Below are 26,238 nucleotides of genomic sequence, written 5' to 3' on the forward strand. Positions count from 1 at the left end.
ACCAGATAGTTTTTCGCTTTTAGAAAGTAATGTTGGCGCCAACGGAGAAGGCTTTCTGATTCGGATATCCCCAGCTGTTATTCGGGATCCAGGAATTGTTCGGCCCTATTTCCGGATCATAGTATATCATATCTGTGATGGTGAAAATATTTTGCCCGGACAGGAATATCCTGGCCTGTTGCAGCCTGATCTTTTTCATGATGGCGGAAGGAATGTTATAGGCCAGTGTGGCACTTTTAAGGCGCAGGTAGCTGGCATTTCCCATCCAGAAGGAAGAAGTCTGTGAGTTGTTCACCGTAGGCGCCGAGGTCAGCCGCGGATTGGCGGCATCTGTGTTTTCCGGTGTCCAGTAATCGAAATTATGCACATACGGCAGCATGGTTTCCCAGAACGGCATGATGGATGAGCCATGATAATACCAGTTGGAGCGTGCCGTTCCCTGGAACAGCAGGTCCAGGGAAAATCCCTTGTACCGCACTGCCGGCGAGAAGCCGTACATTATCCGCGGTGCGGCAGCAGGGTCGCCGATGGCGGTGAGATCATCATCATTGATACGGCCATCCCCGTTCAGGTCCTCATACCGGATATCACCCGGTTGTACTGCCCCCCAGGGCTGCGTGGCGATGCCGGATTTCAGGTTGCCCGTCCCGTCAAAATCCGACTCCTGGAAATACCCCAGCGCTTTGAACCCGAACTGGGTGCCGAGCGGCCTGCCGGTGATCCGGCGATTGGGGTTGTTGTAGGTGGTGGGAGTTTCGAAGACCTGCAACAGTTTGTTTTTGGCGTAAGTCATATTTGCGCCCAGCGATACTTCCAGGTCCTCCGAGAAACGATACGCTGAACTGATCATGAAATCAAAACCCCGGTTATCCATAATACCGGCATTCACCTGGCTGAGACCGATCCCGTATTCCGCCGGTACGATCACATCAGGGTTCACGAGCATATTGGAACGTTTCTCATAAAAATAATCCGCTTCGATATTCAGCAGTCCGCCCCACAAACCCACTTCCAGACCAATATCGGTTTTCTTCGCACGTTCCCAGGTGATGTAGGGATTCGGCTCCGCGCGTTCGCGGATGCCTTGCACCGCCGCATTCCCCAACACATAGTTCGTGCCCAGCACATTGTAGGTGCTCATGTACTGAAAAGGACTGCCGGCTAAAGCCCCCACTTCGCCGTAGGATGCGCGTACCTTCAGATTGTCCAGCCAGGCCAGCCGGCCCTTCAGGAAATTCTCTTCAGACAGGCGCCAGCCCACGGAGAATGCCGGGAAAAATCCATAGCGTTCGTCCGGCGGGAAATAATAACTGCCGTCATAACGGCCGCTGGCTTCAAGCATATATTTGTGCGCATAGTCATACGCCACACGGTACACGAGGCCCACCTGGCGCCCCTGGCTGGAAATACCCCGGGTGCTCATATCCGCCTGGCTGGAACTGCCCTGGTTGATCTCGTCTATCGTCAGGTTATAATTTCTTCTTTCCGCGCCGAGCGTGCTGTAATCATTGCTCTTCGCTTCAAACAGCGCCAGTGCGGTAACATGATGTTTCCCGAAGCTCCGCGCATAATCCAGCCCCGCCTGGTAGGTCAACTGGTATTCGAGGGTATAATCCTGCCGCAGGGAAGGCTTGGTAGCTCCCCAGATACCGTCTACGATCACATAAGGTGTTTGTGATTTATCCAGACTGGCCCGCTGAATGGGAAGCGACCATATTTTGTTCATGCTGTGCGAAGGATCGTACGCGATCGTACCCCTGGCCTTCAGGCCGGGAAGGAACGGCAGCTGCTGCTCTACGGAGACCTGTGTGAAAATCGCGGTCGTATTGTATTTCTGATAACCGCTGCTGAAGAGGCTGCCGGTCAGGAAAGTGCCATACATGCCATTGCTGAACTTCAGCGGTCCATACAGCGGATGCAGGTAACCGATCAGCTCGAATATCCGCCCGGTAGAGGTAGCGGGATAAAGATCTTTCTGGTGCCGGCCGTTCAGGTTGAACGATACTTTCGTGGTATTGGTGACATTCGCGTCAAGGTTCAGGGTGAGGTTGAACCGCCGCGTATTGGTCGTCGCCCACATCCCCTCCTGCAACTGGTATCCCAGGGCTGCGTAGTATTTCACTTTTTCCGCGCCGCCGGAGATCTCGATATTATGATTGGTAAGAATAGCATTTCTGTTGGTGATAGAGCCCCAGATGTCTTTGAACGTAGGATAAGCGTCCGGATCCGAACCGTCCTGGAACTTTTGCAGCTCTTCGGCAGAATAGGGTTCGTCCAATCCTTCATTCACCGCCGCCGCATTCCGTAATGTGGCATACTGGTAGGAATTGACGAACTCCGGCAACACTACTGGGTTCTGGAAGCCTACATACCCGTTGTAGGTAAGCGTGGGCGCGCCTGTACTGCCGCGTTTGGTGGTCACCAGAATTACACCGTTCGCACCCGCCACACCATACGGCGCCACGGCGGCGGCATCTTTCAGCACGGTGAAGGACTCGATGGAATTGGGGTCCAGCTGCTGAAATGCCCTGGGAATACCATCCACGATCATCAGTGGCTGGCTGTTGCCCGTGGAGGAAATACCGCGGATATAAATGTTCGCGCCATCCCTGCCCGGCTCACCGGAACCTTGTTTAACGATAACGCCAGGCACCCTGCCACCGAGGCCGTTGCTGAGGTTGGCAATCGGCGTGGAGGCGACCTCTTTGCCCTTGAGGGTGGAGATCGCGGCGGTAACGGATGCTTTCCGGGCAGTGCCGTAACCGACCACCACCACATCATTCAGCGTGCTGCCGGCGGATGGTTCCATAATGATCTCATAACGCCGCTGGTCCCCGATGACCCGGCTCTGCTTTTCAAAACCGATATAAGAGAATATCAGCTCCTGCCCCCTCTCCGCCTGGATCGTAAACTCCCCGGCTTCATTGGTGGTAGTGCCCTGATTGGTCCCTTTTATCAGAACCGTTACATTCGGCAAGGCTATCTTGCCATCGGTAACGAGGCCGCTTATTGCGACCTTGTCCTGCGCCATCGCGCCAACAATAAAAAAAACCTGCGCCAGCAATGCCAGCACACCTTTTTTTACTGGTCCCAATTTTAATACCCTTAAGATCATAGTAATTGTTTTGCGAATTTTGGTTGCCGCGGAACACCTCCGCGAAATTTTGGTTGCTGTTGGATTGATACCCAAAAGTAATTTCATCCTTCACTGAATCCCTGCACAATCTTGTTCATTCCATCACCTATTTTGTTTTTCTTACGGTAGCCCAATCCGGCAATAACAAAAACTGTCCGATTTTGATATTTCCATCCTCTATTTTGTACCATTCAGCAGAAATTGCTTGCCAATGACTACAAATACGTGTATATTCAGAGCATGAAACCACACTTCAAGCCCATACCGTCAGCATCCAATTTATTCAAGGTTGAACTGCAGGAAAGCAACAAGGAGTTTGATTATCCGTGGCATTATCATCCGGAACTGGAGATCACCTATATCCTCAGCAATCAAGGCGTTCGCTACGTAGGCAACAGCACCGAAAATTTTTACAGCGATGACCTGGTGCTGCTGGGCGCAAACCTTCCTCATACCTGGCATAGCACCGCCGAAGCCGGACAATCTTCCACCGCGATAGTGATCTATCTCAAAGAAGGCTTCCTGGAAAAAACATGGATGCAAAGCATAGAATTTACGGCCATCTGCAACCTGTTCGCCGCAATGAACAAAGGAATAGTGGTCGATACCGCCAAAGCCAGGCAGCTGAAACCGAAATTCCTGCAATTGCTGGAAGCGCCTCCTTTTGATAAAATGGTGCTGCTGCTGCAGATACTGCAGGAACTGGCCAGCAATACAGCGTACCGCTTCCTTTGCGAACAGGAATTCAACTGCGCATTGAACCATACGGACAAAGCCCGGATCAATACCGTGTACGACTATATCCAGGACCACTACCAGCAACAGATATCCCTCGCCGATATTGCCTCCAAAGTAAACATGAGCGAGGAATATTTTTCCCGTTTTTTCAGCAGAACGATGAAGAAGCCCTTTTTTGAATTCCTCAACGAATACAAGATCAACAGGGCCTGTAAACTGCTGCTGGAAACGGATATGCAGATCAGCGAAGTATGTTACGCATCCGGGTTCGAAAGTGTGTCCTTCTTCTACCGGCAATTCAAGAAATTCAAAAAATGCCAGCCGAGAACATTCCGGCAGAACTACCAGAAAGTAGCGGAACTCCCTTCGGAAAAATATGCCTATGCGCAATAGTTGGCATAATTACTGCGACAGATACACCAAAAAAGCTAGATCATGGATATCATCATTCAGTCATTAGGTTTTAAGGCAGGCGAAGCATTGGAAAATTTTATCAGGGAAAAACTGGATACCGTTAAAAGTGACCGTATTATCAGGGCCAATGTGGGGCTTTACCTGGGCGCTGATTCCAATCCGGAGAACAACTACTGCGAGATCAGGCTGGAAGTGCCGGGGAACGATCTGTTCGTTAAAAAGAACAGCCCGCATTTCGAGACCGCGGTAACGGAATGTGTGGAAGTGCTGAAGCAGCAGGTCAACAAGGAAAAAGAAAAATATACGGACAGCAGGCAGGCCGATGCGGAAAAAATACAGGATGCCTTGATGGAAGGCTCAACGCAGGATGAGGATACAGATCTCGAAGATGTCGTAAAATAATTGTCCATTCAACGTTGCCCCGTAAACAAGGGCTGACCCGGAAGCAAACTTCACAGGTCAGCCCTTCATCATTTTTATACCGGCTACGGTCATCTCTTCTTCGAAACGGGGCATTAATTTTCCAGCCCGCAGCTCCACGCGCCCCCGCCTGCCTGTGCCGCCTGTCAGCCGGGGGCCCGTCATACTTTTTCCAGCCTGCGGCAAGCTATTCTGCACCGATACCGGTTTTTTCTTCCGGTTCTCGTCAAATTTTACTTTATTTATGCCCGACAACAATCAGCCTGCTTAGAACAACAACATGGAAAAGATCATCACCGCTATCAACGATATCGTTTGGAGCAATGCATTTATTATCCTCTGCCTGGCTACAGGCGTTTACTTCTCGGTCATCACCCGCTTTTTACAGGTAAGGTTCTTCAAAGACATGATACGGCTGCTTTTCCGTGGCAAGGCATCAGATAAGGGCGTATCCTCCTTTCAGGCATTTGCCATCGCGATATCCGGACGGGTGGGCACGGGCAATATCGCCGGAGTGGCTACGGCCATCGCCATGGGCGGTCCGGGCGCCGTATTCTGGATGTGGCTGATCGCCTTCCTGGGAGCTGCTTCCGCATTTATTGAAGCAACACTTGGACAGATCTATAAACAGGTAAAAGACGGGCAATACCGTGGCGGCCCTGCCTACTATATTGAAAAAGGGCTGGGCGTGAAATGGTATGCGGCCGTGTTTGCCGTGGCCACAATATTAAGCACCGCGCTTTTCCTGCCCGGCGTTCAGAGCAACAGCATCGCGCAAAGCGCATTCAATGCCTTTAATATACCCGTAGCCGTTACCGGAGGCGCCGTCACGTTGCTGCTGGCGCTGATCATTTTCGGCGGCGTAAAGCGTATCGGAAAGGTAGCCGAGCTGGTGGTGCCGTTCATGGCTGCCGGGTACATCCTGATGGCGGTCATTATTATTGCCATCAATATCAGCGACGTGCCGGCGGTCTTCTCCCTGATCTTCCGTTCTGCCTTTAACCTGGAAGCCACATTTTCCGGTGTATTCGGTTCGGCTATCGCCTGGGGCGTAAAAAGAGGCATCTATTCCAATGAAGCCGGGCAAGGCACCGCCCCGCATGCCGCGGCCGCTGCGGAAGTGAAACATCCCGTGGAACAGGGGCTGGTACAGTCGTTTTCCGTGTATGTAGACACCCTTTTCGTTTGTACCGCCACTGCCCTGATGATCCTTTTCACCGGCCAATACAATGTGGTAAACCCCGAAGGCGGATTTATCATAGAGCATCTTCCCGGCGTGAAAGCCGGCCCGGCCTTTACCCAGGCAGCTGTAGGCGTTCACTTCCCCACCGTGGGAGCGAGCTTCGTTGCCCTGTCGCTGCTGTTCTTCGCCTTCACGACCATCATGGCCTATTACTATATTGCGGAGACCAACCTTACCTATCTCAGTAAAAAAGGCAATAACCGGTTGATGGTGTGGGGATTACGCGCACTGATACTACTGGCCACCTTTTACGGTTCCATTAAAACAGCAGAGTTGGCCTGGACCATGGGTGACATCGGCGTGGGCGTTATGGCCTGGCTGAATATCATCGCCATTCTGCTCCTGCAGCGCCCGGCCCTGAAAGCCCTCAGGGATTACCAGGCCCAGAAGAAAGCCGGCAAACAGCCGGTATTTCGGCCAAAGGAACTGGGGATCAGGAATGCGGATGAGTGGGAGAACATGAATTAATCCGGTGATGATCCGGCCATGGTTGCGCAATAGATGCATTCATCAATAAGCAGCCGTAAAACGCCGGCCGATATGCTTCGGCTGCTCCAGTTCGTCCGCAATAACTACCGCCACATCTTCCACGGAGAGGATGCTTCTGCCTTCCGCATTGAAAACGGGGGTCTCCAGTTCGATCCTGTAGCTGCCTTTTCGCTCACCGGATGTACCCTGGTGCATTTCGATAGCAGGGCTGAAAAAGGTCCAGTCCAGCTCCTTTTCCTCTTTCAGGATGGTGAGATAGTCCCGCGCGGCAGTAGCGCCGGTTTTGTATTCCGCCGGGAACTGAGGGCTGTCCACCAGCTGTTGGCCGTCAATATACAGGCTGCCCGCGCCGCCGATCACGATGAAACGCTTCACGCCGGAGGTTTTCAAGGCGGACTGGATCGCTTTTGAGCCTTCCAGGAAATCAATGTAAAGGTTGGGGTTCGTCCATCCCGCATTGTAGGCGCTCACCACAGCATCACTGCCCTGCAGCAAGGCCGGCAGCTCATCGGAAAATACATCCCCTTTCACTACGCTCACCTTGTCATCCTGCACGGTGACCTTTTCCGGATGGCGGACAATTACTTTCACTTCGTGCCCGCGGGCAGACAGTTCCTTCAAAATGGCTGCGCCTACAAAACCGGCGCCGATCAATGCTACTTTCATATGTTCCTATTTAAATTTTCCGGGTTATATGAAGCCGCTGATGATTGTTTTAATCCCGCCGGCTTCATGAGTATATGTTTCAAGTCTGCAACTGTACTGTATTCTATTACAGTTTAAGGCAAAAAAAATCAGAACTTCTGCACGAAATCAGCCAGGGTAGTTTTTCCCAACTGGTCAACGAGTGTCTGTTCCGCTTTATCATATAACTGTTCGATATGCTTGTTGATCTGCTGGCCTACGGCGCAATCCGGATTGGGGGTATTGGAACGGCCCAGCAGGGGCGCCTGCCGCACAGCGTTGTAAATATCCGCCAGCAGGATATCTTTCGGAGATTTTGCCAGCATGGCGCCTCCCCCCTTTCCTTCCCTGCTTTGCACCAGGCCATGCTGACGCAGATTGCTCAGCTCCTTGCGCACCAGCACAGGGTTGATATTGATGCTGCCGGCGATGTATTCGGAGGACAATATCTCCTCTTTCAGATACGCCAGCAGCGTTAATATGTGTATCGCCGTCGCAAACCTCACATTCCCCATACTGTAACATTATTTATTACAGTACAAAGATAGGGAAATATTTTAACCCTGCAAATATTACCAGGTTTCACCAACAGCTTTGCGCCGGTGGGAATTTTTTCCATAGCTGAGTATAATTTTACGCACCAACTGCGCTTTCGGGGAGAGGCCCATTCACCCTTATTCCCTCAAACGTTCATCTGTATAGGTGATCTCTGTCCGGTTATGCGGAACCGGTACACCCGCCTCATCCACGCTGACGAAAACGATCTTGTCTATCGTGAGGATGGTTTTATGGGTGATCTTGTTGCGGACCTGGCAGGTGAGGGTCAGGGAGGTCCGGCCAAAATGCACGGCCTTGATGCCCAGTTCTACAATATCGCCCTGGCGGGCGGAATTGATGAAATTGATCTCTGACATGTATTTGGTGACACAGCGGTTGGTTCCTAACTGGATGATCGCATAAATAGCCGCTTCTTCATCTATCCACCGAAGCAGGCTGCCGCCGAATAAAGTACCATGTGCATTGAGATCTCCAGGTTTGACCCATTTACGTGTGTAGAAATTCATTCAAAAGCAGGTTTATGGCCGAAAAATAAAAAAATTGCCCAAATATCCGAAACAGCATATTCTCCGCTGGCTTAATTCTTGTCTATAATCCCGAATAAAACCATCCGTATGAACAGTCAGGTTATAATTACACGCGGCAATATGGAGTATCTGGTCCAAATGGACATTGAACGTCAGCCCAACGCCATCGTTTATCATGTGAGGCCCCACCGGCATCTATGGGAACAGCTCCCCCAGGCTTTCGACATTATCAAACCGGACCACAGCGATCAGCCCATGTACAATGAACAGGGCCTGACGGGCCTTGGCAAGGAGATCGTAGGGCAGATATGGGAGCAGCTCCGGCTGGCGGAAGCGCAAAGTGCGGAAATCGCCTGATCGGTTCCTGGCAGGCATTGTGTGGGCCGCCACGGCGGGCGGAAACCGCTGCTGCCGGTATGCCTGACCGAGTTCCTGGCGGGAATATGAGGCCATCACTGCTGGCGGAAGCCGCTGCTGCCGGTATGCCTGACCGGGTTCTGGCAGGAATATGAGAGCCGCCACTGCGGCCGGAAACCGCTGCCGACAAGCCTGATCAGCCCTTCCGGCTGAAGAAATGATGCATGAACAATAGCTGGTATTCCACAGCATTCGGCCAGTAGTCCCAGTTATGGGCGCCGGGCCTGGTGTAATATTCATGCGGGATATTACGCAGCAACAACTGCTGATGCAGGTTTTCATTCACTTCATAAAAGAAATCCTCCGTTCCGCAATCGATGATGATGGACAAAGCCCCCGGCACAAGCAGGTGCAGCATGTTGATCACCGTATATTTTTCCCAGCGTTCCGGCTCATCGGCATACTTGCCCAGACGTTTGGCCATATCCCATTTCAGGGGAAAAGGCCGGATGTCCACCCCCCCGCTCATACTGCCGGCCACACCAAACACATCCTGATGGCGGAAAGCGAGGTAAAGCGCACCGTGGCCGCCCATGCTCAGGCCGGTGATGCCCCGCCCACGTTTGTCTTTCAGCGTTTTATAACGTGCATCCACCCATTTTACCAGTTCCTCCGAAACATAGGTCTCGTAACGGAAAGCCGGGTCCGCCGGACTGTCCCAATACCAGCTGCCGATACCCCCATCCGGACAAACGATCATCATACCGTAGGTATCCGCGGCTTTCGCAATATCCGGGGCTTTGGTGATCCAGTTCGCATAGTTGCCGCCATATCCATGCAACAGATATACTACCGGCCAGTTGTCCCGGCTATCGTACTGCTCCGGTTTAACAATAACGGCCCTGATATTCTTTTTCATGGCCGCGCTCCAGGTGGTTACGGTATCTACGCCGGCGGCGCTGGCAGTGCCTGCTGCCAGGATCAGCAGCAGGGCAAGGAGACGGGTGCTTTTGAGCATGATGTATTTTTTTTCGGGGTTAATGATACAAAAAATCATCGGTTACTGCATACCCGGCAATCTGCGGGGTCGTGTGCATCCAGACCGCGATTTTTACAATTTAACCCCTTAACCCTACGGTCCACCGGATATTTCATGGCCGCCAAAGCAAACCGCCTCACATTTGCCCCATGTACCCAAACAACAGGCTCATGAAATTTCCGATTATGCTGATCATGCTCACTATTGTGCTGTTCCGGTTCGTTTTCGCTGCGAAGCCGGACAATAATGCCTTCAAACTGGTAAAACATGAGGATAACATATTCCTCTACGAAAGATGGATCAACACCGGGAAAGGCGAAAAGGTCAGGGAAATAAAAGCCGTGTTCCTGGTTCGCGCCGCAAAGGAAAACATTATCCGGGTATTGAAAGACGAGACAAGGGGCAAAACCTGGAACGTAAATGCCCGGGATTACCAGGTGATGCTTACGGCAGACGAGAACCGCTGGGTCAGCTACATCCGGTATGATATCCCCTGGCCTTTCGATGACCAGGACTGCTGCCTGGCATTTCAACTGAGCGGGAACGAAGTGTTCTTTGAAAGCATCTCCCACCGCGCTTTTCCGGAGAATGGCAATATGACGCGCATTACTGGCACCCGCGGCAAGTGGGTATTGGAAGATATGCATTCCGGGAATGTAAAGATCACCTACCTGGTGACAACAGACCGCAGCAAAAAGATCCCCCGGTGGGTATCCGACCCCATTGTGCATAGCAACCTCGTTAAAACGATGGTGAAATTCAGGCATTTCGCGGAACAATAAACCCATCCCGCTCCGATATTAAACATAAAGCCTATATTTTCAACGAATAGGCTTACATTTGACGTACCTAAAATATACGTCTAATGGACAACCTGTTACATCCCGCCGCAGTCTGGTTTCTCATAGGTTTCCTGCTCCTCCTGCTGGAATTTGCTTTACCCGGCCTGATCCTCTTCTTTTTCGGGGTCGGGGCCTGGATCGTGGCCATACTGGTGCTTCTGTTCGACCTTCCCATCAATGCACAATTGATCATATTCCTGGTCAGCTCTTCGCTATCCGTGCTTTTTTTCAGAAAATGGGTAAAAAATCTCCTGTGGTCGCGAAAGAAATCCTCCGAGTTGATCGATGATGAGTTCATTGGCAAAACGGCTATGGCGGAAACAGCCATTACTCCCGGTCACAATGGGAAAGTGAACTTTAAAGGCAGCAGCTGGAGCGCCCGTTCAGAAGATATGATCGCCGCAGGAGAAACCGTGATGATCACCGGCAATGAAAGCATCCTGTTAATCGTAAAATCAACAAAAGCAATATGAGCACTACTACTATTATTCTGATCATTCTGGTCCTTTTCCTGCTGGTAGCCTTCATGTCTACCTTCAAGGTGGTACCGCAACGGTCGGTATTCATCGTCGAGCGACTGGGAAAGTACAGCCGTTCGCTGGAAGCGGGCTTCCATATCCTGATCCCCTTCATTGACAGGATAGCATACAAGCAGAACCTGAAAGAGCAGGCCATTGATGTTGCCTCGCAGATATGTATCACGAAAGATAACATCGCGGTGGAAGTGGATGGCATCCTCTATCTCCAGGTCATCGACCCGCAAAAGGCCTCGTACGGGATCGATAATTACCGCTTTGCGGTGATCCAGATCTCGCAGACCACCATGCGTAGCATTATCGGCAAGATGGAGCTGGACAAGACCTTTGAGGAAAGGGAAACGGTGAACGGCGCCATCGTGGAAGCGGTGGACAAAGCCAGCGACTCCTGGGGCATCAAGGTATCCCGTTATGAAGTAAAGAACATCTCGCCCCCCCAGAGCATTAAAGATGCCATGGAAAAGCAGATGCGCGCAGAAAGGGAAAAGAGGGCCCTCATCGCCGAATCTGAAGGCGACAAGCAGGCCAAGATCAACCGGGCGGAAGGTGATAAGCAGGAAATGATCGCCCGCTCCGAAGGTGAGAAACAAAGGAAGATCAATGAAGCCAGCGGTACCGCCTCCGAGATCGAACTGATCGCCCGGGCAACCGCCATCGGTATCCGGGAGATCGCCCATTCCATTAATGAAGAAGGCGGCATGAACGCTGTGAACCTCCGCATCGCGGAACAATACCTGACCGAATTCGGCAAGCTGGCCAAAGTGAACAACTCCATGATCGTACCGGCAGACCTTTCCGATATAGCAGGTGTGATCTCCAGCATCACTTCCGTGCTGAACAAAACCAAGGTAGATCTCCCGTAATCAGATAAGCAAAAGGTATAATGTATTTAAAATCCGCTGTGGCAGCCGCTGCAGCGGATTTTTTCATATTCCGGGCTGATGCAGGTCATCTTCCCGGTTGACGGAGGTTGGCCTTACCCCCCTTTTCACCCAAACGTGTTAACACGACACTCATTCCTTCCGCTTACCGTCATCATTTTCTGCCGCCGCCCGCGAATCTATTTTTGCATCAGTAACGATCAAAGAAAGGAAGCACGACACCACGACCACTCCGACGAAATTTCCTCGCTAACATATCCACAACATTTTTATCCACTGCATGGCCGCAAGCGGAACAGCTTTCCCATGCCGAAAAAAACAAACCGTACATGAAAAATCCGTACTTGAAAAGCCTGGCCCCTGCATTGCTGTTGCTGATAGCAAGCTGCTCAAAAGAACCACTGACCGAATTTGAACCGGCCAAAGCGCCTGTGACCATTGCGTTGAAAGATTCCGTTTTCACGTTCGACAATCCGGTAGACAAGGCGCTGCTGCTGGAGTTGATCAATGATGTGAGAAGCAAAGGCTGCAACTGTGGGGACACCTTCATGGCCCCCGCCCCGGCAGTGACCTGGAACGAAAAACTGGAAAAAGCCGCCTGGCTGCACAACAAAGAAATGAGTGACAGCAGCTACGTCAGCCATACCGGCAAAAACGGCAGCAGCGCAGGTGACCGCATCAGGAAGATGGGGTACAATTATAAAGCCTACCGGGAAAACATCGCCTTCGGCATCCTCACCGAGCGGACGATCATCAAAGGCTGGATGGGCAGTGTAACGCACTGCATGGCGATGATGGACCCGGATATGAAAGAAACCGGCATCGCCAAATACCAGAACTTCTGGACGCAGGAACTGGCGCTCCACTACTAACTATTTCCGCAGGCACATTCGTTCTGTCAATCCCTGTACCTTTTGAAAAACCTGCAGGAATGTGCCTGTTTTTTTGCTCCCTCAAAATCACGTATTAATACCTGTCCCTTTCTCCTGTATTCCCCTTAATTTTATATCCGACACCCCAAATCTGACCATCTCTTGTATCTTCCTGCCTACCCCAAAACATTCCGGGCAGGGACCGTCATTTTTATTAGTTACCTCAAAAAAAAACAAAAATGGAAAAACTGAAGATCCCCAATCAGCCGGCACGGCAGCTCACGGAGTTGCAGTATGGGCGGCAAACATTTCTGCTCAGCAAAGTCTTTCCCCAGCTTGCAAAAGCCGCGAGCATCACGCACTGGGAAGAAATTACCTGCGTGGGCTATGACCCTGAAAAAGGAAAGCTGGAGGCCATCGTCAGCATCAAACAGGCCTCCGGTTACAGCGGTGGGCTCTGTACTACCGGTTCAAAGGAATATGTACGTTTCTTTGTGGATTTTAAAGATGGCAGCGGGTTCCAGGACATGGGATATTCCAGCTTCAAAGTGGCCGACATCTCTGAAGCGCCTCCCGGCCCGCAGCATCCGTTAAAATACATGACACATCTGTTCATCGACGATGAAAAATACCGGAAGATACTCACCTGCAAAACGGCAGTGATCCCCACGGTACGGGCGGTTTTATCCTGGAACATCATCCCTTCCATCGACCCGGATGCCATCCCGCATTACGGGAATGTCAGGGAAGCGAACATCCAGCTGAAACGCCGCCGCCGTTTTATCTGGGGCGATATTTTCGATGCCCTCCAGGTAAAGGAGAAACCGGATTTCCTGGCCCACATCAACCTGAAAGAGGAAGTGAACATACCCATTCCCCCCATTCCGCCGCTGGCCGTGCTTTATAAGGAATACCAAAAGGCAAAAGTGCCTGACCACAGGACCTTCTTCACCACTATCGCACCGATGATATCCAATGGCAAAAAATTCAGCGCCGTCAGCAGCTACAATCTGTTCGAAGTACAAAAGCTCAAGATCGATGTAAAAGCCATCACCGACCTGATCCTGAAACCTGTAGGCCAGGCGGATGTGAGCTTCGAAGAACTGATGTGCGTTGGGTTGAATACCCCGCTGGACACCCTCGGCGCCGTGATCAAAATTAAAAAGTCCAGCGGCTTCAGCGGAGACCTCTGCACCAATGGCTCCAAAGAACATGTAGCCTTCTGGGCGGACTGGGACAATAACGGCACCTTCGATACCTATCTTGGCACATCCAGCGTTACCGTGCATGATATCAGCAACATGCCGGCGGATGGGCTGTATTATAATGTGGACCTACCGGTCAACCTGGCAAGACGTGTGCGCACCTGTGCCCAGCCCAATATCATCCGCATCCGCGCAGTGCTTTCCTGGCAGTCGCTTCCCTCCACTACTGATCCGAACGACCTGAACACCTGGGGCAACCGCATTGATGCTGTTGTGCAGATCCGTCCAAGCCAGGGTGCGCATGTGGAAGCAGAATTGACGCATGTGGGCGGTGTGGACCGTGACCTGATAGATCCCGTGACCTTCCTCGTCAATTCGGATACCACCAATCCCACCTCCCATAACAACCGTCCATATGGCGGATGGGTGCGTTTCAACGGCATCATCAACCGCAACGGGTTCAATGGAGTTATCAAATACAAGATCGAATATAAAAAGTATGGCGCTGCAGACAGTACGTATGCCGCTGTTTCCACTTCGGAAACTTTTGAGATGATCGATTTCACCCCGGACCCCAACCTGGAGTTCAGCGATCCCCAGTCCCCGGCAGACGGCTGGTTCATCTACAAGGAAAACCCTGCGATCGGCCTGTATAACCAGACGCACTACCTCGCAGGATGGAGCACAGACGGCCTGACGGATGGCATTTACACCATCCGGTTCACCCATACGGACGCCTTTGGTGTTGAACAGGTGGCAGACCTCTTTTCGCTGATCGTCAACAATACCCACATGTCTATCAGCACCACCGCCAACACATCGGTAGACCTCACGAAGAGCCTGGACCTGGTGATTGACGGCGGAGACTGCCATTGTTACGATAAAACGGCTGCCAATCACATTGTCAGCGGTCATTTAAGGGCAGTGCATCCCTACTTCGCGCTGTGGACGTTGAATCTCCAGCCCGCTTCGCATACGCACGGCACAGTGCCCACCCCGCGGCACCGCTACTACGACGCCCTGCCGGATGCCGGGGATGTGGGCAACCTGGCGGACAATAGTGATGACGGGGATGAAAATACCCCCTGGAGCGTGGATGTATCCGGTATGGACAATTGCGGATACACGGTCAGCCTGACTGCCCGCAGCCGCGTGATCCGGAACAGCTCTACCACATTCCCGTGGTATGGTGAAAAAGCTGTAGGTTTCTCCGTAACGGATAAATGCCCGAATGCATAAATGAAGAAGCCGGGGCGGTGACTGCCCCGGCTTCTATTGTTGTTCCGTTTATAAAAAGGCCCGTTTTTTTTAGTTCGGATAAACCGCTAAATTTATCCCTTTAAAGACGGTCTTATGAAAAACACATGCTGGCTGATCCTTTTATTTCTCCTGCCAACGGCCCTGTTCGCCCAGCAGGCGGATGCCATTACCGGCACCTGGCTTAACGAGGAAAAAGATGCAAAGGTGCAGGTCTACCGCAACGGTAATAACTACTACGGTAAGCTGGTCTGGATAAAAGATGCATATGAAGATGACGGTAAAACACTCCGTAAAGACAGCAAGAACCCGGATGCCGCGCTGAGGAACAGAAATCTCATCAACCTCGTTATCCTCCGCAATTTTGTATTTGATGACGGCGAATGGACGGACGGGAAGATATATGATCCTAAAAGCGGCAAGACCTATAGCAGCAAAATGAAGTTGCAGGGAAATACACTGGAGATACGCGGCTATGTGGGCATCTCCATGTTCGGGCGCACAACGGTATGGACAAAAGCGAACTGATTTGATCTGCTCCTTCGCTGTTGTACAAGCGATCCGGCTATGGCACTACCGTGATGTCAAGTTCATTCACCTGCTCCAGACCGCTCATGCCACCCGCCTGGTACACCGCATGGTACTTTCCGGGCGCTGAAAGATCATAACCTTTCAGCAGATCAATATCTACCGTAGCACTATCACCTGCCGGCACCTGGATGTAAGCTTCCGCAGGCGGCGGCATCACCCGCTTGGCCATAGCTCCCCGGTATAATACTTCCTCTCCGTTGCTGTTCCTGACATCCAGGAAAGCCGCGATAAATCCCTCGAATGGCGTATGCCATTTACAGAACTCCAATGCCTTTGCTGACCGGTTATATACCGTAAATGTCAGCATAACCGGCTCTCCCGCTTTCACGGAAGGCGGAACGGACATAACGGTTTGCAGCGTTTCCGTTGCGGCCGGGATGTCTGGTGTATTTGCGCTTGTATCCGCGCTTGTATTCTTATGGGTATTCGTACAGGCTGAAAGCGCCAGCAGGCCGGAGGCCATCACAATGATCAGATTTCTCATCAGGTTTAAATTATGGCGGCAAATTAAAACTTTTGTATTATATGCGCCGCAAAATAAAGCCTGCAAAAAATGCTTACCTTCGCCCCCATTCTCAAGAATTATCATGAAACTGGACGAACTATTACAACAAAGAAGCGCCGGCAGCTGCGAGTTATGCCAATCCGGCGATGCACTAACTGCCTATGAAGTGCAGCCACAGTCCTACAGCAACGAGGACAATACCATCCTGATCTGCGATAAATGCCGCATGCAGATCGAAAGGAAAGCGGAGCTGGACAGCACTCACTGGAAAGGGCTGTCTGATACCATGTGGAGCGAGGTGCCGGGGATAAAAGTAGTGTCCTGGCGGATGTTGCATCGTCTGAAACACGAAAGCTGGGCCATGGATAATCTGGATATGATGTATCTGGATGATGACACATTGGCCTGGGCCAAAGCTACCGGCGATCATGACAATGACGCTGCAGTTGAGCTGCACCGCGATTGCAACGGGAACGTACTGCAGAACGGCGATACCGTGGTGCTGACCAAATCCCTGGATGTGAAAGGTTCTACCCTGAACGCGAAGATGGGCACTGTGGTAAAACATATCCGCCTGGTGGAAGACAATACGGAGCAGATCGAAGGAAAAATAGAAGGCCAGGTGATCGTTATCCTCACAAAATATGTGCGGAAGCAGGGATAAGATCGCAACGGAAGTTCACTAAAGAGAGGGTGTATCATAACATGCCCTGATAGCGATCAACAGCACGGTCTGCTGAAAGTACCATAAAAGAGGGCGCATCACACCTGTGAACAGCATATTCCTCAACGAATTTGAGCGGAAAGTACCATAAACAGGAGGGTGCATCGGTTATGATGCACCCTCCTGTTTATAGTACGGTTCAATTTACCATATCTTCTTCGCCAGCACTTTGCCGGTTACCGCATAAGCTTCCGATATCCTTTCACCGGTATCATAATCATTACCCCAGAAGCTTCTGCCCGGGGCCTTTTCCACGGTTAGTCTAGCTACCACTTTGTTCCGGTTCTCCGTTTCCACAATGAGCAATTCACCATCGATGTAGGCATTCTTTTTCATAACGCCAACATTAAAGCCCGGCTCAACAAAAGAGGTATTGAAAATGATGGTGTATTTGGCCTTCTCATTGACCGTCACCTCACCGGTTTTAGCCAGCAGCTCGTTGAACTTCGGTTCAAAACGGTTTTCGCGGTCTGCCACCCAGGCCTTTGCCCAGGTATCTCCGCGGCCGGACTCTTTCTTGTTCAGCTCTTCCGTTCTTTTCTTTACATAATCTTCCTCTTTGTCAAATTTCCCGACACTCATTTTCTCGTACGTGAACTCCGTATTGATCTCCCTGACATTCTTCAGGGCGGCGAGGCTGCCGCCTGTTACTTTGATCTTCTGGGCATAGGCGCTTCCGCTGAATAACGCCACGGCGGAAAGCATTAAAAAAATGGGGCGTAAAACATTCATATTAATTCTGGTTTAAGTTTATAATATCGTGCAAAATAGGCATTTGCCGGAAAAGAATAAAGTCATTTCAATTTTTCTTTCATAATGCGCATTTCTGATTTCAAACATTCACACTTACCACCATCAGCAGCATATATCACCCCGGAATATTCCATCCTTCTCAAATTTTATTTTGATTTATAAAACAATAAATCTTAACTTGGTCATCATATTTATAAGTGTCATTGTGACAATAATTTAAAATTCCACGTAACAAAACCACTTTCTTTTATAAATGCCGATAGCATTACAGTGACTAGAAATAATTTATGCAGAAGGGCATACACTATGTAAATAACGCTAACTATAACATTAAAATAAAAGGGAAATAGTAATGTGCACGGTCCGTCAACCACTGTGCCGGAAAAGGATATGTGATACTCCCGCCCTGTCTCCGGGTAACTGATCATTATTGCATAAAACATTTATCAAACCAAAAAAATGAACTGGTCCTTCAGCCTTCCACCTTGAGTATTTGCAAACAGGAGCTTTCTGTCTGCATATCCCTTAAATAATTCCACCAGCACAGAAACCGCCATAACAGCGCCTGTTCACATTTACCATTTAACCTGATTATAAATTCCTCGTGTATGAAAAAATTTAAACGTTATGCCGGCGGCATGCTCAGTGCCGTTGCGCTATCCCTTCTTCTTTTTCCCCTGGATGCATTTTCCCAAAACAACGAGATCACCGTACGCGGTAAAGTAAGTTCAGACTCCTCGGTGCTGGAAAGTGTGACCATCACACTGAAATCCGATGGCAGAAAAAATGCCATGACTGATGCCAAAGGAATGTTCTCCATTAAAGTGCCGGCAGATGGTGTACTGGTATTTTCCATGGTCGGATTTGAAAGACGCGAAGTCAATATAAACGGCCAAAGCACAATTAATGTGCTTATGACAATAAAAAACAACGATCTCAATGAGGTGACCATCACCGGCTTCGGCGGTACGCAGAAGAAGGCCAGCATGGTCAGTGCCATTACAACGGTTAACGTAAAGGAGTTAAAAGGTCCCACCGGCAACCTCACAAATATGCTGGCCGGCAGGATCGCGGGTATGATCTCCTTTCAGCAGAGCGGAGAGCCCGGTCTTGGCACCAATAACTCTACCTTCTATATCCGTGGCCTGTCTACTTTCGGCACCGGCAAGCAGGACCCGCTGATACTCATAGACGGCGTGGAATCCTCTCCTACGGATATGGCCAGGCTGCAGCCGGATGATATTTCCGACTTCTCCGTGCTCAAAGATGCCGCCGCGGCATCGGTGTACGGCGCCCGCGGCGCCAACGGCGTTGTACTGATCAATACCAAATCCGGTAAGGAAGGTACTGCCAAATTCAGTTTCAGGGCCGAGAACAGGGTATCCACCAACACCAGGAACTTCAAACTGGCGGATAACATCACCTATATGAAACTCGCCAACGAAGCTGCCCTGACAAGGTCTCCAACCGCCGTGCAACCCTACACGCAGAACAAGATCAACCACACCATAGCGGGCGACGATCCTGTACTTTATCCCAACAATAACTGGCTGGACCAGCTTATCAAACGCTATACGGCCAACCAGGGTTACAACCTGAATATCAGCGGGGGAGGCCCAAAAACAAGGTATTATGTCGCCGGTACATACAACCTGGATAATGGTGTACTGAAAGTGGACCCGGTCAACGATTTCAACAACAACATCAAACTGGCCAACTATTCCGTCCGCACCAACATCAATATAGATGTCACCAATACTACGGAGCTGATCGTAAGAATGTACGGGCAATTTGATGATTACAGGGGGCCGATCGAAGGCGGCTCCAGGATATTCGAGAACCTCATGCGGTCCAACCCCGTAATGTTCCCGGCCGTATATCCCCAATCCAAACTGCCGTATATCACCCATCCGCTGTTCGGCTCAAACCCTACGGTCAACAACGGGGCGCTGACTTCCACCCTGTATGTGAATCCCTATGCGGAAATGGTCAAAGGATACAAGGTTTACAAAACATCCAACATCCAGCCGCAGCTGGAAATAAAGCAAAACCTCAACTTCCTCACCACCGGGCTCAGCATGCGGGCCATGGGTTACCTGAGAAGGTTTTCCCGGTACGAGGTATCCAGGAATTACAATCCGTTCTACTACAGGGCTATCATCGATCCCACTACACAGAACTATAACCTGAGCGCGCTCAATGATGGCTCTGCCACATCCCTGGGCCTCGTTGGCACCGAATACCTCGGCTATTCGGAAGGCCCGAAGGAACTGGATTCCAGGCTCTGGCTGGAAGGCTCGCTGAACTACAATCATACTTTCAATGTCAAACATACGGTAGGCGGTATGCTCATCTCCTACATATCGAGCTACGAATCGGGGAATGCAGGCAGTGTAACAGCATCCCTCCCCCAGCGGAACCAGGGGCTCTCCGGCAGATTTACCTATGCGTATGACGACCGGTACCTGGTGGAGCTGAACTTCGGCTACAACGGTTCTGAACGCTTCGCACAAAAGAAGCGCTACGGGTTCTTCCCCTCCGCGGGATTAGGTTACCGCATCTCCAACGAGCCTTTCTTTTCCCCATTGAAATCCGTTATTACCGATCTCAAGCTGCGAGCGACCTATGGCATTGTGGGTAATGACCAGATCGGGGATGTGGATGACCGCTTTTTCTATCTCTCCAATGTGAATATGAATGACGATGGATTCTCCGCCAGCTTCGGAAAAAACGATGGCGTAGGCACTTATTCCCGGCCTGGCGTTTCCATCCTCAGATATGCCAACCCCAACATCACCTGGGAACAATCCAGGCAGATCAATCTCGGTATCGACCTGAAACTGTTCTACGATTTTGATATGACGGTAGATGTCTACCGGCAATACCGGTCACAGATACTTCAGCCCAAGACCTACGTCGAATCAGCCTATGGCCTCTCCGTCATCCCTTCTTCCAACTACGGAAAGGCGGAGACACAGGGCATAGACATTGCAGCCAAATACCAGCACTCCTTTTCGAAAGACCTCTGGGTCAATCTGCGGGGCACATTCACGTATGCTACCAGCAAAAGAACGCTGACCGATGAGGTGCAGTATCCGGCTTCCCTCGCCTACCTCTCTACAACCGGGCATTCGTTAAGCCAGGCCTGGGGCTATATTGCAGAACGCCTTTTCGTGGACCAGAAGGAAGTATCCAATTCCCCCATGCAGTTCGGTGATCCGGGCCTGATGGCAGGAGATATCAAGTACCGGGACATCAATGGCGATGATGTCATCAACAGCGATGACCGGGTACCGATCGGATACCCGCAGCAACCGGAGATCATCTACGGCTTCGGCGCTTCCATGGGCTACAAAAGATTCGATTTCAGCTTCTATTTCCAGGGATCTGCCCGTTCCACCTTTTTCATTGATCCGGTGGCCATTCAACCCTTCTTTCAGGATGGCGGCTACCAGACCAATCTGTTGCAGGCGATCAGTGAGAGCCATTGGTCCACCGAGAACCAGGACATCTACGCCTTCTGGCCACGCCTCAGCACCTGGAGAGTTTCGCCCAACAACATGACCTCCACCTGGTGGATGCGCAACGGCAGCTTCCTGCGCCTGAAGAGTGTGGATATGGGGTACACCTTCCGCGATTTTAAACGGGCGGGCCTGAAATCACCCCGGCTTTACTTCTCCGCCAACAATCTCTTTATCATCAGCAAATTCAAGCTCTGGGATGTGGAGATGGGAGGAAACGGCCTCAACTATCCGGTACAATCGGTGTACAGCATGGGCGCACAGCTGAACTTCTAATTCCTGAACAAACTTATTACGACAATGCGATCAAATCATATAACCGACAGCCGCAAAAGCCTCCTGGTATTACTCATGGCAGTAATGTCCTCCGGTCTTTTTGCCTGCAAGAAATACCTGGACGTGGTACCGGATAACGTGGCCACGCTTGAAAACGCATTCAAACTGCGTGTGGAAGCCGAAAAATTCCTGTTCACCTGCTACTCCTTCCTCCCGAAGAACGGCGATGGCTGGTACAATGCCGCCATGACCTCCGCGGATGAGATATGGTACCCGCAAAACGATCAGGCGCACTGGCATGCCGCATTCCGGATCGCTCAGGGCCAGCAGAATGCAGACGCTCCGCTGTTCGATGAATGGGCTGGTGTACGCAAAGGCGGGAACGGCAATACCCGCTTCGATCATCAGAAACTGTGGGTAGGCATCCGCAACTGCAATATCTTCCTGGAGAACATGCGTGATATGACCAAGGTGCCGGATATCACGCCCACGGAACGCTCCGTATGGATAGGGGAAGTGACCTTTCTGAAGGCCTACTACCTGTTCTACATGATGCGGATGTACGGCCCCATCCCGCTGATAAAAGAAAACATTCCCATCGATGCGGAAATTGAGAGCACTATGTCCACCCGCATGCCGGTAGACTCCTGCACCAACTATATCTCACGGTTGCTGGACGAAGCGGCAGAAGTGCTGCCGGAAAGGATCATGGATGAGAACACCATGCTGGGACGGGCCACGAAACCCATCGCACTCGCCATCAAGGCCAGGTTGTGGATCATGGCCGCCAGCCCTCTCTTCAACGGCAACCCGGATTATGCCAACTTCAAGGACAAGGAAGGCGTAGCCTTGTTCAATCCTTCATTTGATCCCGATAAATGGGTAAAGGCCAGAGACGCGGCAAAAGCAGCGATCGAATCCGCGGAAATGAATGGCTTCGCTCTGTACAAGTACCAGAATGATGTGCACAGGTTAAGTGATACCATGAAGACCCAGTTGAATATCCGGAATGCCGTAACCCAACGCTGGGGAATAGAACATGTATGGGCCAACTCCCTGATGTACTTCGTGAACCAGGCGCTGTGCATGCCGCCGATGGAAAGGGGTTCCAACACCGACCGCTTTGCCCTGCAGGGAGTATGGGCGCCGCCGATCAAGATCGCCAAAATGTTCTATACAAGCAACGGCGTGCCTATTGAAGAAGACAAAACCCTGAACTTTTCGAATTATGAGCAACTCAGAACAGCTACCGCGGCGGACAGATTTTACATCGAACCGAATTTTGTGACCGCCCGCCTCAACTTCGACAGGGAACCGCGGTTTTATGCGGACCTCGGCTTCGATGGCGGTATCTGGTATCAGAAAGACGGGAACGCAACCGGCAGCGATGTGAACACGTTCTACGTGAGGGCCAAGAACAGCGAAAGAGCCGGTGTAGGCCACTTTACGAACTGGAGTGAAACAGGCTATTTCATCAAGAAGCTGGTACACTGGGAATCCACCACCGCCGGTACCGCCGCGCCAACCTGGAAAACCTATCCCTGGCCGGAAGTAAGGCTGGCAGACCTTTACCTGTTATACGCAGAAGCGCTGAATGAAGTGGAAGCCGGATCGGCAACAGCTATCGAGTATGTGGACAAAGTGCGGGAACGGGCAGGGCTGAAAGGCGTTGTGGAATCATGGTCCGCCTACTCCAACAATCCCACCAAATACACTACGCAGGAGGGCCTGCGCAGTATCATTCACCGGGAAAGGTCGATTGAGCTGGTATTTGAAGGTCAGCGGTTCTGGGACCTCCGCAGATGGAAAGAAGCGGCCACGGAACTGAACAAGGATATCACCGGCTGGAGCATCATCGGCAAAACAGCTGAATCGTACTATAACGAAAGAGTAATATTCAGTCAGAAGTTCGTGGCACCGCGCGACTATTTCTGGCCGATCGGCAACTACGACACCAGGAGGAATCTCAATCTCGTAGAAAATCCAGGATGGTAAATGCTCCACATCAAAAAAAGAAGAAAACCATGAGAAAATATATCGCTAGTTATACGTTAATGCTTGCCTCCCTGTCGCTCCTGACGGCCTGTATGCGGGACTATGACACACATATGCCGGCCACGGACAGTAAGGACCAGCCTTTGCAGGTAAGCAATATCAAGGTGGAGAACCAGGCCGGCAAGGCTGTGCTCACCTACACGGTGCCGAATGATCCGAACCTGCTCTACGTAAAGGCTTCCTATACCCTTTCAACGGGCAAACAGGCGGAGGTAAAAGCATCCTATCATTCCAATACGCTGGTCGTGGATGGATTTGCGGATACGCTGGAACATGAGATCAGTGTCTATTCCGTGAGCCGCAGCGAAGTGGCCTCAGCGCCGGTGACCGTGAAGATCAGGCCGCTGGAGGCGCCGATCTGGAAGGTATTCAAAAGCATCAATGTACTGGCTGCTTTTGGGGGTTACAACATGACCGCCAGTAACGAAACCCGGGCAGATCTGTCCATTCTCGTGCTGAAAAAGAACGCATTCAACGAGTACGAAACGGACATCAATATGAGCGTTTATACCAACACGGACATCATCGAATCCAAGATCCGCGGGCTGGATACGCTGGACTACACATTCGGCTTCCTGGTGACCGACAAATGGGGGAATACCACGGACACGCTTTACCAGACCTTCAAACCGTTGTATGAAACAGAATTCCCCCCGGCCAGCTTTGCTACCTTCAACTTGCCGGGAGACGCCCCCCAGGTAACGAACGGCGCAGCGCTGCAATACATCTGGGACGGGCAGCTGGGCTGGCCCTGGACAAGCTTCACCAACCAGGTGCCCGGTGGCAGCGGCCCGCATACCATCACATTTGATATGGGAACAACAGGCAAGGTCAGCCGTGTATGGATACGTCCTTACCCGGAAGGCTCCCGGTATTATTACCTCACCACCATGAAACGTTTTGAGATATATGGCTCCACCGCTCCCTCGCTTAGCGGGGAACTGGACGCCAGCTGGATACTGCTGGGGAGTTATACGGTCGTAAAACCTTCCGGCCTGCCCTACGGCACGGACAATACGGAAGATCAGACCACAGCTGCCGCGGGATTTAACTGGGAGGCAGACCTGCTTGCCCCTAAAGTGCGCTATATGAGAATAAGATGCCTGGAGAACTTTGCCGGTGGCACCGCACAAAGCATCAATGAACTTAAAGTATATGGTGATCCCCGGTGATCCGCTATTCCATGTCTGAAAAAATCAATAAAATGATCCATCAACATTATAAAAGCATTTTCACTGTATGGATATTGCCGCTGGTGATATCGATAACAGCTTTGTCCTGCTCGAAAATGGACGATTACAAAAAATACACCGCCAGCGGGGAGATCACTTACATCGGCAAGGTGGATTCACTGGAAATCAGGTCCGGCTACAACAGGGTGCAGATCCGGGGGTTGTTTATTGCTGATCCGAAGATCAGCTCCTGCCGGATCTACCGGGATGACCGCGTCGACTCTATCACGGTAACCGTTAAACGAACAAACGGTGTTGATACGCTGGACCTGATCATTGACGGGCTGAGTGAAGGTGCCCATACCTTCGAAGTGGTGACGTTCGACGCCTCCGGGAACCGCTCCGTTGCCGCGACCGGCTCCTGCAATGTATATGGAGAACGGTATGTGGACGGGCTCCTCAACCGGCCGATAGCCAGCGGTGTGCTGAACGAAAGCGGCGATGCCACGATCACCTGGGGAGATTTTGACGTCTCTGGCGGGGCGCTCGGCACACAGCATACCTATACTGATGAAAATGACAACCAGGTTTCTCTGTTCACGCCCGCAGATCAGGTCAGCACCGTTATGGCCGGTTACAAAAGCGGCACCACATTCACTTACAGAACGGCCTACCTGCCGGACAGCACCTGCATAGATACCCTGTACGCATCTTTGCAGACTACAGGTGTAAAAACCGATATCACTGCGGCATATATCAAAAATGCAGGCCCTCCCATTCTTGCCGCCAGCAGCGGAGGCAGATGGGGCATCCCGGCAGACTGGACGGTGAGTGATGATGTAAAGAACGCCGACGGATACGGCGGACTGGATGCCGGCTCATGGCTGCCCGGAGCCGCACTTTCCATAGAAGCAGGATGGGGATTGCCGGAAGTGCCCAACGGAAAGATCTATCAGACCGTCACCTTACCGGCAGGAAAATACGCTTTGGAAGTTACGACAGGCGACTGCTCCGATGGCGGCCCGCAGAAATATATTACCGTAGCCGAAGGTGTTACCCTTCCGGATATCGATAATACGCCGGATATGGCTTTGAAGCATATGGGCATGGTCAAATTCGCACTGAACAAGCTGGAGTTCGAGCTGACAGAAGAAACGGAAGTTTCCATCGGTGTGCAGGCGAAGCTGCCGGACACCGGCACATTTCTGAAAGTATTCCAGGTCAGGCTCTTCAGTCTGCCGGATTGATAAAAGAACATGGCTCCGGGTTTTGCAGTACGAAACTGTGACCGGAGCCATTATCATATCGCAGGGAATAGCTGCCTTTCACTGAAAAAAGGCAAGATTTGTTCTCCGAATTTATGACCTCCTCACCGGAAGAACGTTATTCAAGTTTATTGAAAAAAAGGCCTGATTTAATCCAAAGGGTTCCCCTCTATCAACT

Annotated in this window: 23 protein-coding genes; 15 read left to right on the top strand and 8 right to left on the bottom strand. The window is 51.3% G+C overall.

What is annotated here, in order from left to right; translation table 11 throughout:
- Positions 1–19 precede the first annotated feature (19 nt).
- Positions 20–3,094 carry a TonB-dependent receptor gene (locus FW415_RS18410; RefSeq protein WP_168208881.1) on the bottom strand — a complete coding sequence of 1,025 codons (3,075 nt, stop codon included), beginning with the start codon at positions 3,092–3,094 and terminating at the stop codon, positions 20–22.
- A 282-nt stretch (positions 3,095–3,376) separates the two neighbouring features.
- On the opposite strand from FW415_RS18410, the gene FW415_RS18415 reads away from it, so the two are divergent.
- Positions 3,377–4,267 (top strand): AraC family transcriptional regulator, encoded by an 891-nt coding sequence (locus tag FW415_RS18415; protein WP_148387994.1) that lies wholly within the window; start codon positions 3,377–3,379, stop codon positions 4,265–4,267.
- A 42-nt stretch (positions 4,268–4,309) separates the two neighbouring features.
- Entirely contained in the window at positions 4,310–4,690 is a 381-nt protein-coding gene (locus FW415_RS18420; RefSeq protein ID WP_148387996.1) for an HPF/RaiA family ribosome-associated protein, read from the top strand.
- 57 nt (positions 4,691–4,747) lie between these two features.
- Here FW415_RS18420 and FW415_RS25045 read toward each other — a convergent pair whose 3' ends face one another.
- Complete coding sequence (locus tag FW415_RS25045) at positions 4,748–4,906, bottom strand: hypothetical protein (protein ID WP_168208882.1); 159 nt, start codon at positions 4,904–4,906, stop codon at positions 4,748–4,750.
- Positions 4,907–4,988: 82 nt separating this feature from the next.
- Here FW415_RS25045 and FW415_RS18425 point away from each other — a divergent pair, with 82 nt between their 5' ends.
- Positions 4,989–6,419 carry a sodium:alanine symporter family protein gene (locus FW415_RS18425; protein ID WP_148387998.1) on the top strand — a complete coding sequence of 477 codons (1,431 nt, stop codon included), beginning with the start codon at positions 4,989–4,991 and terminating at the stop codon, positions 6,417–6,419.
- A 42-nt stretch (positions 6,420–6,461) separates the two neighbouring features.
- Here FW415_RS18425 and FW415_RS18430 read toward each other — a convergent pair whose 3' ends face one another.
- The 3 genes from FW415_RS18430 to FW415_RS18440 all read right to left on the bottom strand — a co-directional run bounded on the left by FW415_RS18430 (position 6,462) and on the right by FW415_RS18440 (position 8,188).
- Complete coding sequence (locus FW415_RS18430; protein ID WP_148388000.1) at positions 6,462–7,106, bottom strand: NAD(P)-dependent oxidoreductase; 645 nt, start codon at positions 7,104–7,106, stop codon at positions 6,462–6,464.
- Positions 7,107–7,234: 128 nt separating this feature from the next.
- Positions 7,235–7,639, bottom strand: a complete 405-nt coding sequence (locus FW415_RS18435) for an Rrf2 family transcriptional regulator (RefSeq protein ID WP_148388002.1) — start codon at positions 7,637–7,639, stop codon at positions 7,235–7,237.
- Between the two features lie 159 nt (positions 7,640–7,798).
- Positions 7,799–8,188 carry an acyl-CoA thioesterase gene (locus FW415_RS18440; RefSeq protein WP_148388004.1) on the bottom strand — a complete coding sequence of 130 codons (390 nt, stop codon included), beginning with the start codon at positions 8,186–8,188 and terminating at the stop codon, positions 7,799–7,801.
- 108 nt (positions 8,189–8,296) lie between these two features.
- Between FW415_RS18440 and FW415_RS18445 the strand changes: the two genes are divergently transcribed.
- Positions 8,297–8,566 carry a hypothetical protein gene (locus tag FW415_RS18445; protein WP_168208883.1) on the top strand — a complete coding sequence of 90 codons (270 nt, stop codon included), beginning with the start codon at positions 8,297–8,299 and terminating at the stop codon, positions 8,564–8,566.
- A gap of 196 nt (positions 8,567–8,762) precedes the next feature.
- Here the strand turns inward: FW415_RS18445 and FW415_RS18450 are convergent, their stop codons facing one another.
- Positions 8,763–9,584 carry an alpha/beta hydrolase family protein gene (locus FW415_RS18450; protein ID WP_148388008.1) on the bottom strand — a complete coding sequence of 274 codons (822 nt, stop codon included), beginning with the start codon at positions 9,582–9,584 and terminating at the stop codon, positions 8,763–8,765.
- A gap of 191 nt (positions 9,585–9,775) precedes the next feature.
- Here FW415_RS18450 and FW415_RS18455 point away from each other — a divergent pair, with 191 nt between their 5' ends.
- The 6 genes from FW415_RS18455 to FW415_RS18480 all read left to right on the top strand — a co-directional run bounded on the left by FW415_RS18455 (position 9,776) and on the right by FW415_RS18480 (position 15,726).
- The gene (locus FW415_RS18455) at positions 9,776–10,387 is read left to right on the top strand and encodes a hypothetical protein (RefSeq protein WP_148388010.1); all 612 of its coding nucleotides are present in this window, start codon (positions 9,776–9,778) and stop codon (positions 10,385–10,387) included.
- An 83-nt stretch (positions 10,388–10,470) separates the two neighbouring features.
- Entirely contained in the window at positions 10,471–10,920 is a 450-nt protein-coding gene (locus FW415_RS18460) for an NfeD family protein (protein WP_148388012.1), read from the top strand.
- Positions 10,917–11,846, top strand: a complete 930-nt coding sequence (locus tag FW415_RS18465) for an SPFH domain-containing protein (protein WP_148388015.1) — start codon at positions 10,917–10,919, stop codon at positions 11,844–11,846. The genes FW415_RS18460 and FW415_RS18465 overlap by 4 nt, the downstream gene beginning before the upstream one ends.
- Before the next feature lie 347 nt (positions 11,847–12,193).
- On the top strand, positions 12,194–12,736 hold the full coding sequence (locus FW415_RS18470; RefSeq protein WP_148388017.1) for a CAP domain-containing protein: 543 nt from the start codon (positions 12,194–12,196) through the stop codon (positions 12,734–12,736).
- 239 nt (positions 12,737–12,975) lie between these two features.
- Entirely contained in the window at positions 12,976–15,180 is a 2,205-nt protein-coding gene (locus FW415_RS18475; protein ID WP_148388019.1) for a hypothetical protein, read from the top strand.
- 114 nt (positions 15,181–15,294) lie between these two features.
- Positions 15,295–15,726, top strand: coding sequence for a DUF2147 domain-containing protein (locus tag FW415_RS18480; protein WP_148388021.1), 432 nt, complete (start codon positions 15,295–15,297; stop codon positions 15,724–15,726).
- A gap of 37 nt (positions 15,727–15,763) precedes the next feature.
- Here FW415_RS18480 and FW415_RS18485 read toward each other — a convergent pair whose 3' ends face one another.
- Positions 15,764–16,273, bottom strand: coding sequence for a protease (locus FW415_RS18485; protein WP_148388023.1), 510 nt, complete (start codon positions 16,271–16,273; stop codon positions 15,764–15,766).
- 103 nt (positions 16,274–16,376) lie between these two features.
- On the opposite strand from FW415_RS18485, the gene FW415_RS18490 reads away from it, so the two are divergent.
- Entirely contained in the window at positions 16,377–16,958 is a 582-nt protein-coding gene (locus FW415_RS18490; RefSeq protein ID WP_148388024.1) for an alkylphosphonate utilization protein, read from the top strand.
- Between the two features lie 204 nt (positions 16,959–17,162).
- Here FW415_RS18490 and FW415_RS18495 read toward each other — a convergent pair whose 3' ends face one another.
- On the bottom strand, positions 17,163–17,750 hold the full coding sequence (locus tag FW415_RS18495; RefSeq protein WP_246858797.1) for a hypothetical protein: 588 nt from the start codon (positions 17,748–17,750) through the stop codon (positions 17,163–17,165).
- 629 nt (positions 17,751–18,379) lie between these two features.
- Between FW415_RS18495 and FW415_RS18500 the strand changes: the two genes are divergently transcribed.
- Genes FW415_RS18500 through FW415_RS18515 form a run of 4 tightly spaced genes read left to right on the top strand, consistent with a single transcriptional unit; the run spans position 18,380 to position 26,042 of the window.
- Complete coding sequence (locus tag FW415_RS18500; protein WP_246858798.1) at positions 18,380–21,568, top strand: TonB-dependent receptor; 3,189 nt, start codon at positions 18,380–18,382, stop codon at positions 21,566–21,568.
- 24 nt (positions 21,569–21,592) lie between these two features.
- Positions 21,593–23,563 carry a RagB/SusD family nutrient uptake outer membrane protein gene (locus FW415_RS18505; RefSeq protein WP_148388026.1) on the top strand — a complete coding sequence of 657 codons (1,971 nt, stop codon included), beginning with the start codon at positions 21,593–21,595 and terminating at the stop codon, positions 23,561–23,563.
- A 29-nt stretch (positions 23,564–23,592) separates the two neighbouring features.
- Positions 23,593–24,795: a DUF4959 domain-containing protein gene (locus FW415_RS18510; protein WP_168208884.1), complete on the top strand. Its 1,203-nt coding sequence runs from the start codon at positions 23,593–23,595 to the stop codon at positions 24,793–24,795.
- A gap of 32 nt (positions 24,796–24,827) precedes the next feature.
- A complete protein-coding gene (locus FW415_RS18515) occupies positions 24,828–26,042 on the top strand; it encodes a DUF4998 domain-containing protein (protein WP_168208885.1) in 1,215 nt (404 codons plus the stop codon).
- Positions 26,043–26,238 lie beyond the last annotated feature (196 nt).

It is taken from the genome of Chitinophaga sp. XS-30 (genome assembly GCF_008086345.1).
GTDB lineage: Bacteria > Bacteroidota > Bacteroidia > Chitinophagales > Chitinophagaceae > Chitinophaga.

Coding starts and splice junctions, on each gene's coding strand:
- FW415_RS18485 (WP_148388023.1), bottom strand. CDS start 16,273: ATGAGAAATCTGATCATTGTGATGGCCTCCGGCCTGCTGGCGCTTTCA.
- FW415_RS18505 (WP_148388026.1), top strand. CDS start 21,593: ATGCGATCAAATCATATAACCGACAGCCGCAAAAGCCTCCTGGTATTA.
- FW415_RS18515 (WP_168208885.1), top strand. CDS start 24,828: ATGATCCATCAACATTATAAAAGCATTTTCACTGTATGGATATTGCCG.
- FW415_RS18445 (WP_168208883.1), top strand. CDS start 8,297: ATGAACAGTCAGGTTATAATTACACGCGGCAATATGGAGTATCTGGTC.
- FW415_RS18465 (WP_148388015.1), top strand. CDS start 10,917: ATGAGCACTACTACTATTATTCTGATCATTCTGGTCCTTTTCCTGCTG.
- FW415_RS18490 (WP_148388024.1), top strand. CDS start 16,377: ATGAAACTGGACGAACTATTACAACAAAGAAGCGCCGGCAGCTGCGAG.
- FW415_RS18415 (WP_148387994.1), top strand. CDS start 3,377: ATGAAACCACACTTCAAGCCCATACCGTCAGCATCCAATTTATTCAAG.
- FW415_RS18470 (WP_148388017.1), top strand. CDS start 12,194: ATGAAAAATCCGTACTTGAAAAGCCTGGCCCCTGCATTGCTGTTGCTG.
- FW415_RS18500 (WP_246858798.1), top strand. CDS start 18,380: ATGAAAAAATTTAAACGTTATGCCGGCGGCATGCTCAGTGCCGTTGCG.
- FW415_RS18430 (WP_148388000.1), bottom strand. CDS start 7,106: ATGAAAGTAGCATTGATCGGCGCCGGTTTTGTAGGCGCAGCCATTTTG.
- FW415_RS18475 (WP_148388019.1), top strand. CDS start 12,976: ATGGAAAAACTGAAGATCCCCAATCAGCCGGCACGGCAGCTCACGGAG.
- FW415_RS18460 (WP_148388012.1), top strand. CDS start 10,471: ATGGACAACCTGTTACATCCCGCCGCAGTCTGGTTTCTCATAGGTTTC.
- FW415_RS18495 (WP_246858797.1), bottom strand. CDS start 17,750: ATGAATGTTTTACGCCCCATTTTTTTAATGCTTTCCGCCGTGGCGTTA.
- FW415_RS18425 (WP_148387998.1), top strand. CDS start 4,989: ATGGAAAAGATCATCACCGCTATCAACGATATCGTTTGGAGCAATGCA.
- FW415_RS18450 (WP_148388008.1), bottom strand. CDS start 9,584: ATGCTCAAAAGCACCCGTCTCCTTGCCCTGCTGCTGATCCTGGCAGCA.
- FW415_RS18480 (WP_148388021.1), top strand. CDS start 15,295: ATGAAAAACACATGCTGGCTGATCCTTTTATTTCTCCTGCCAACGGCC.
- FW415_RS18440 (WP_148388004.1), bottom strand. CDS start 8,188: ATGAATTTCTACACACGTAAATGGGTCAAACCTGGAGATCTCAATGCA.
- FW415_RS18510 (WP_168208884.1), top strand. CDS start 23,593: ATGAGAAAATATATCGCTAGTTATACGTTAATGCTTGCCTCCCTGTCG.
- FW415_RS18435 (WP_148388002.1), bottom strand. CDS start 7,639: ATGGGGAATGTGAGGTTTGCGACGGCGATACACATATTAACGCTGCTG.
- FW415_RS18455 (WP_148388010.1), top strand. CDS start 9,776: ATGAAATTTCCGATTATGCTGATCATGCTCACTATTGTGCTGTTCCGG.
- FW415_RS18420 (WP_148387996.1), top strand. CDS start 4,310: ATGGATATCATCATTCAGTCATTAGGTTTTAAGGCAGGCGAAGCATTG.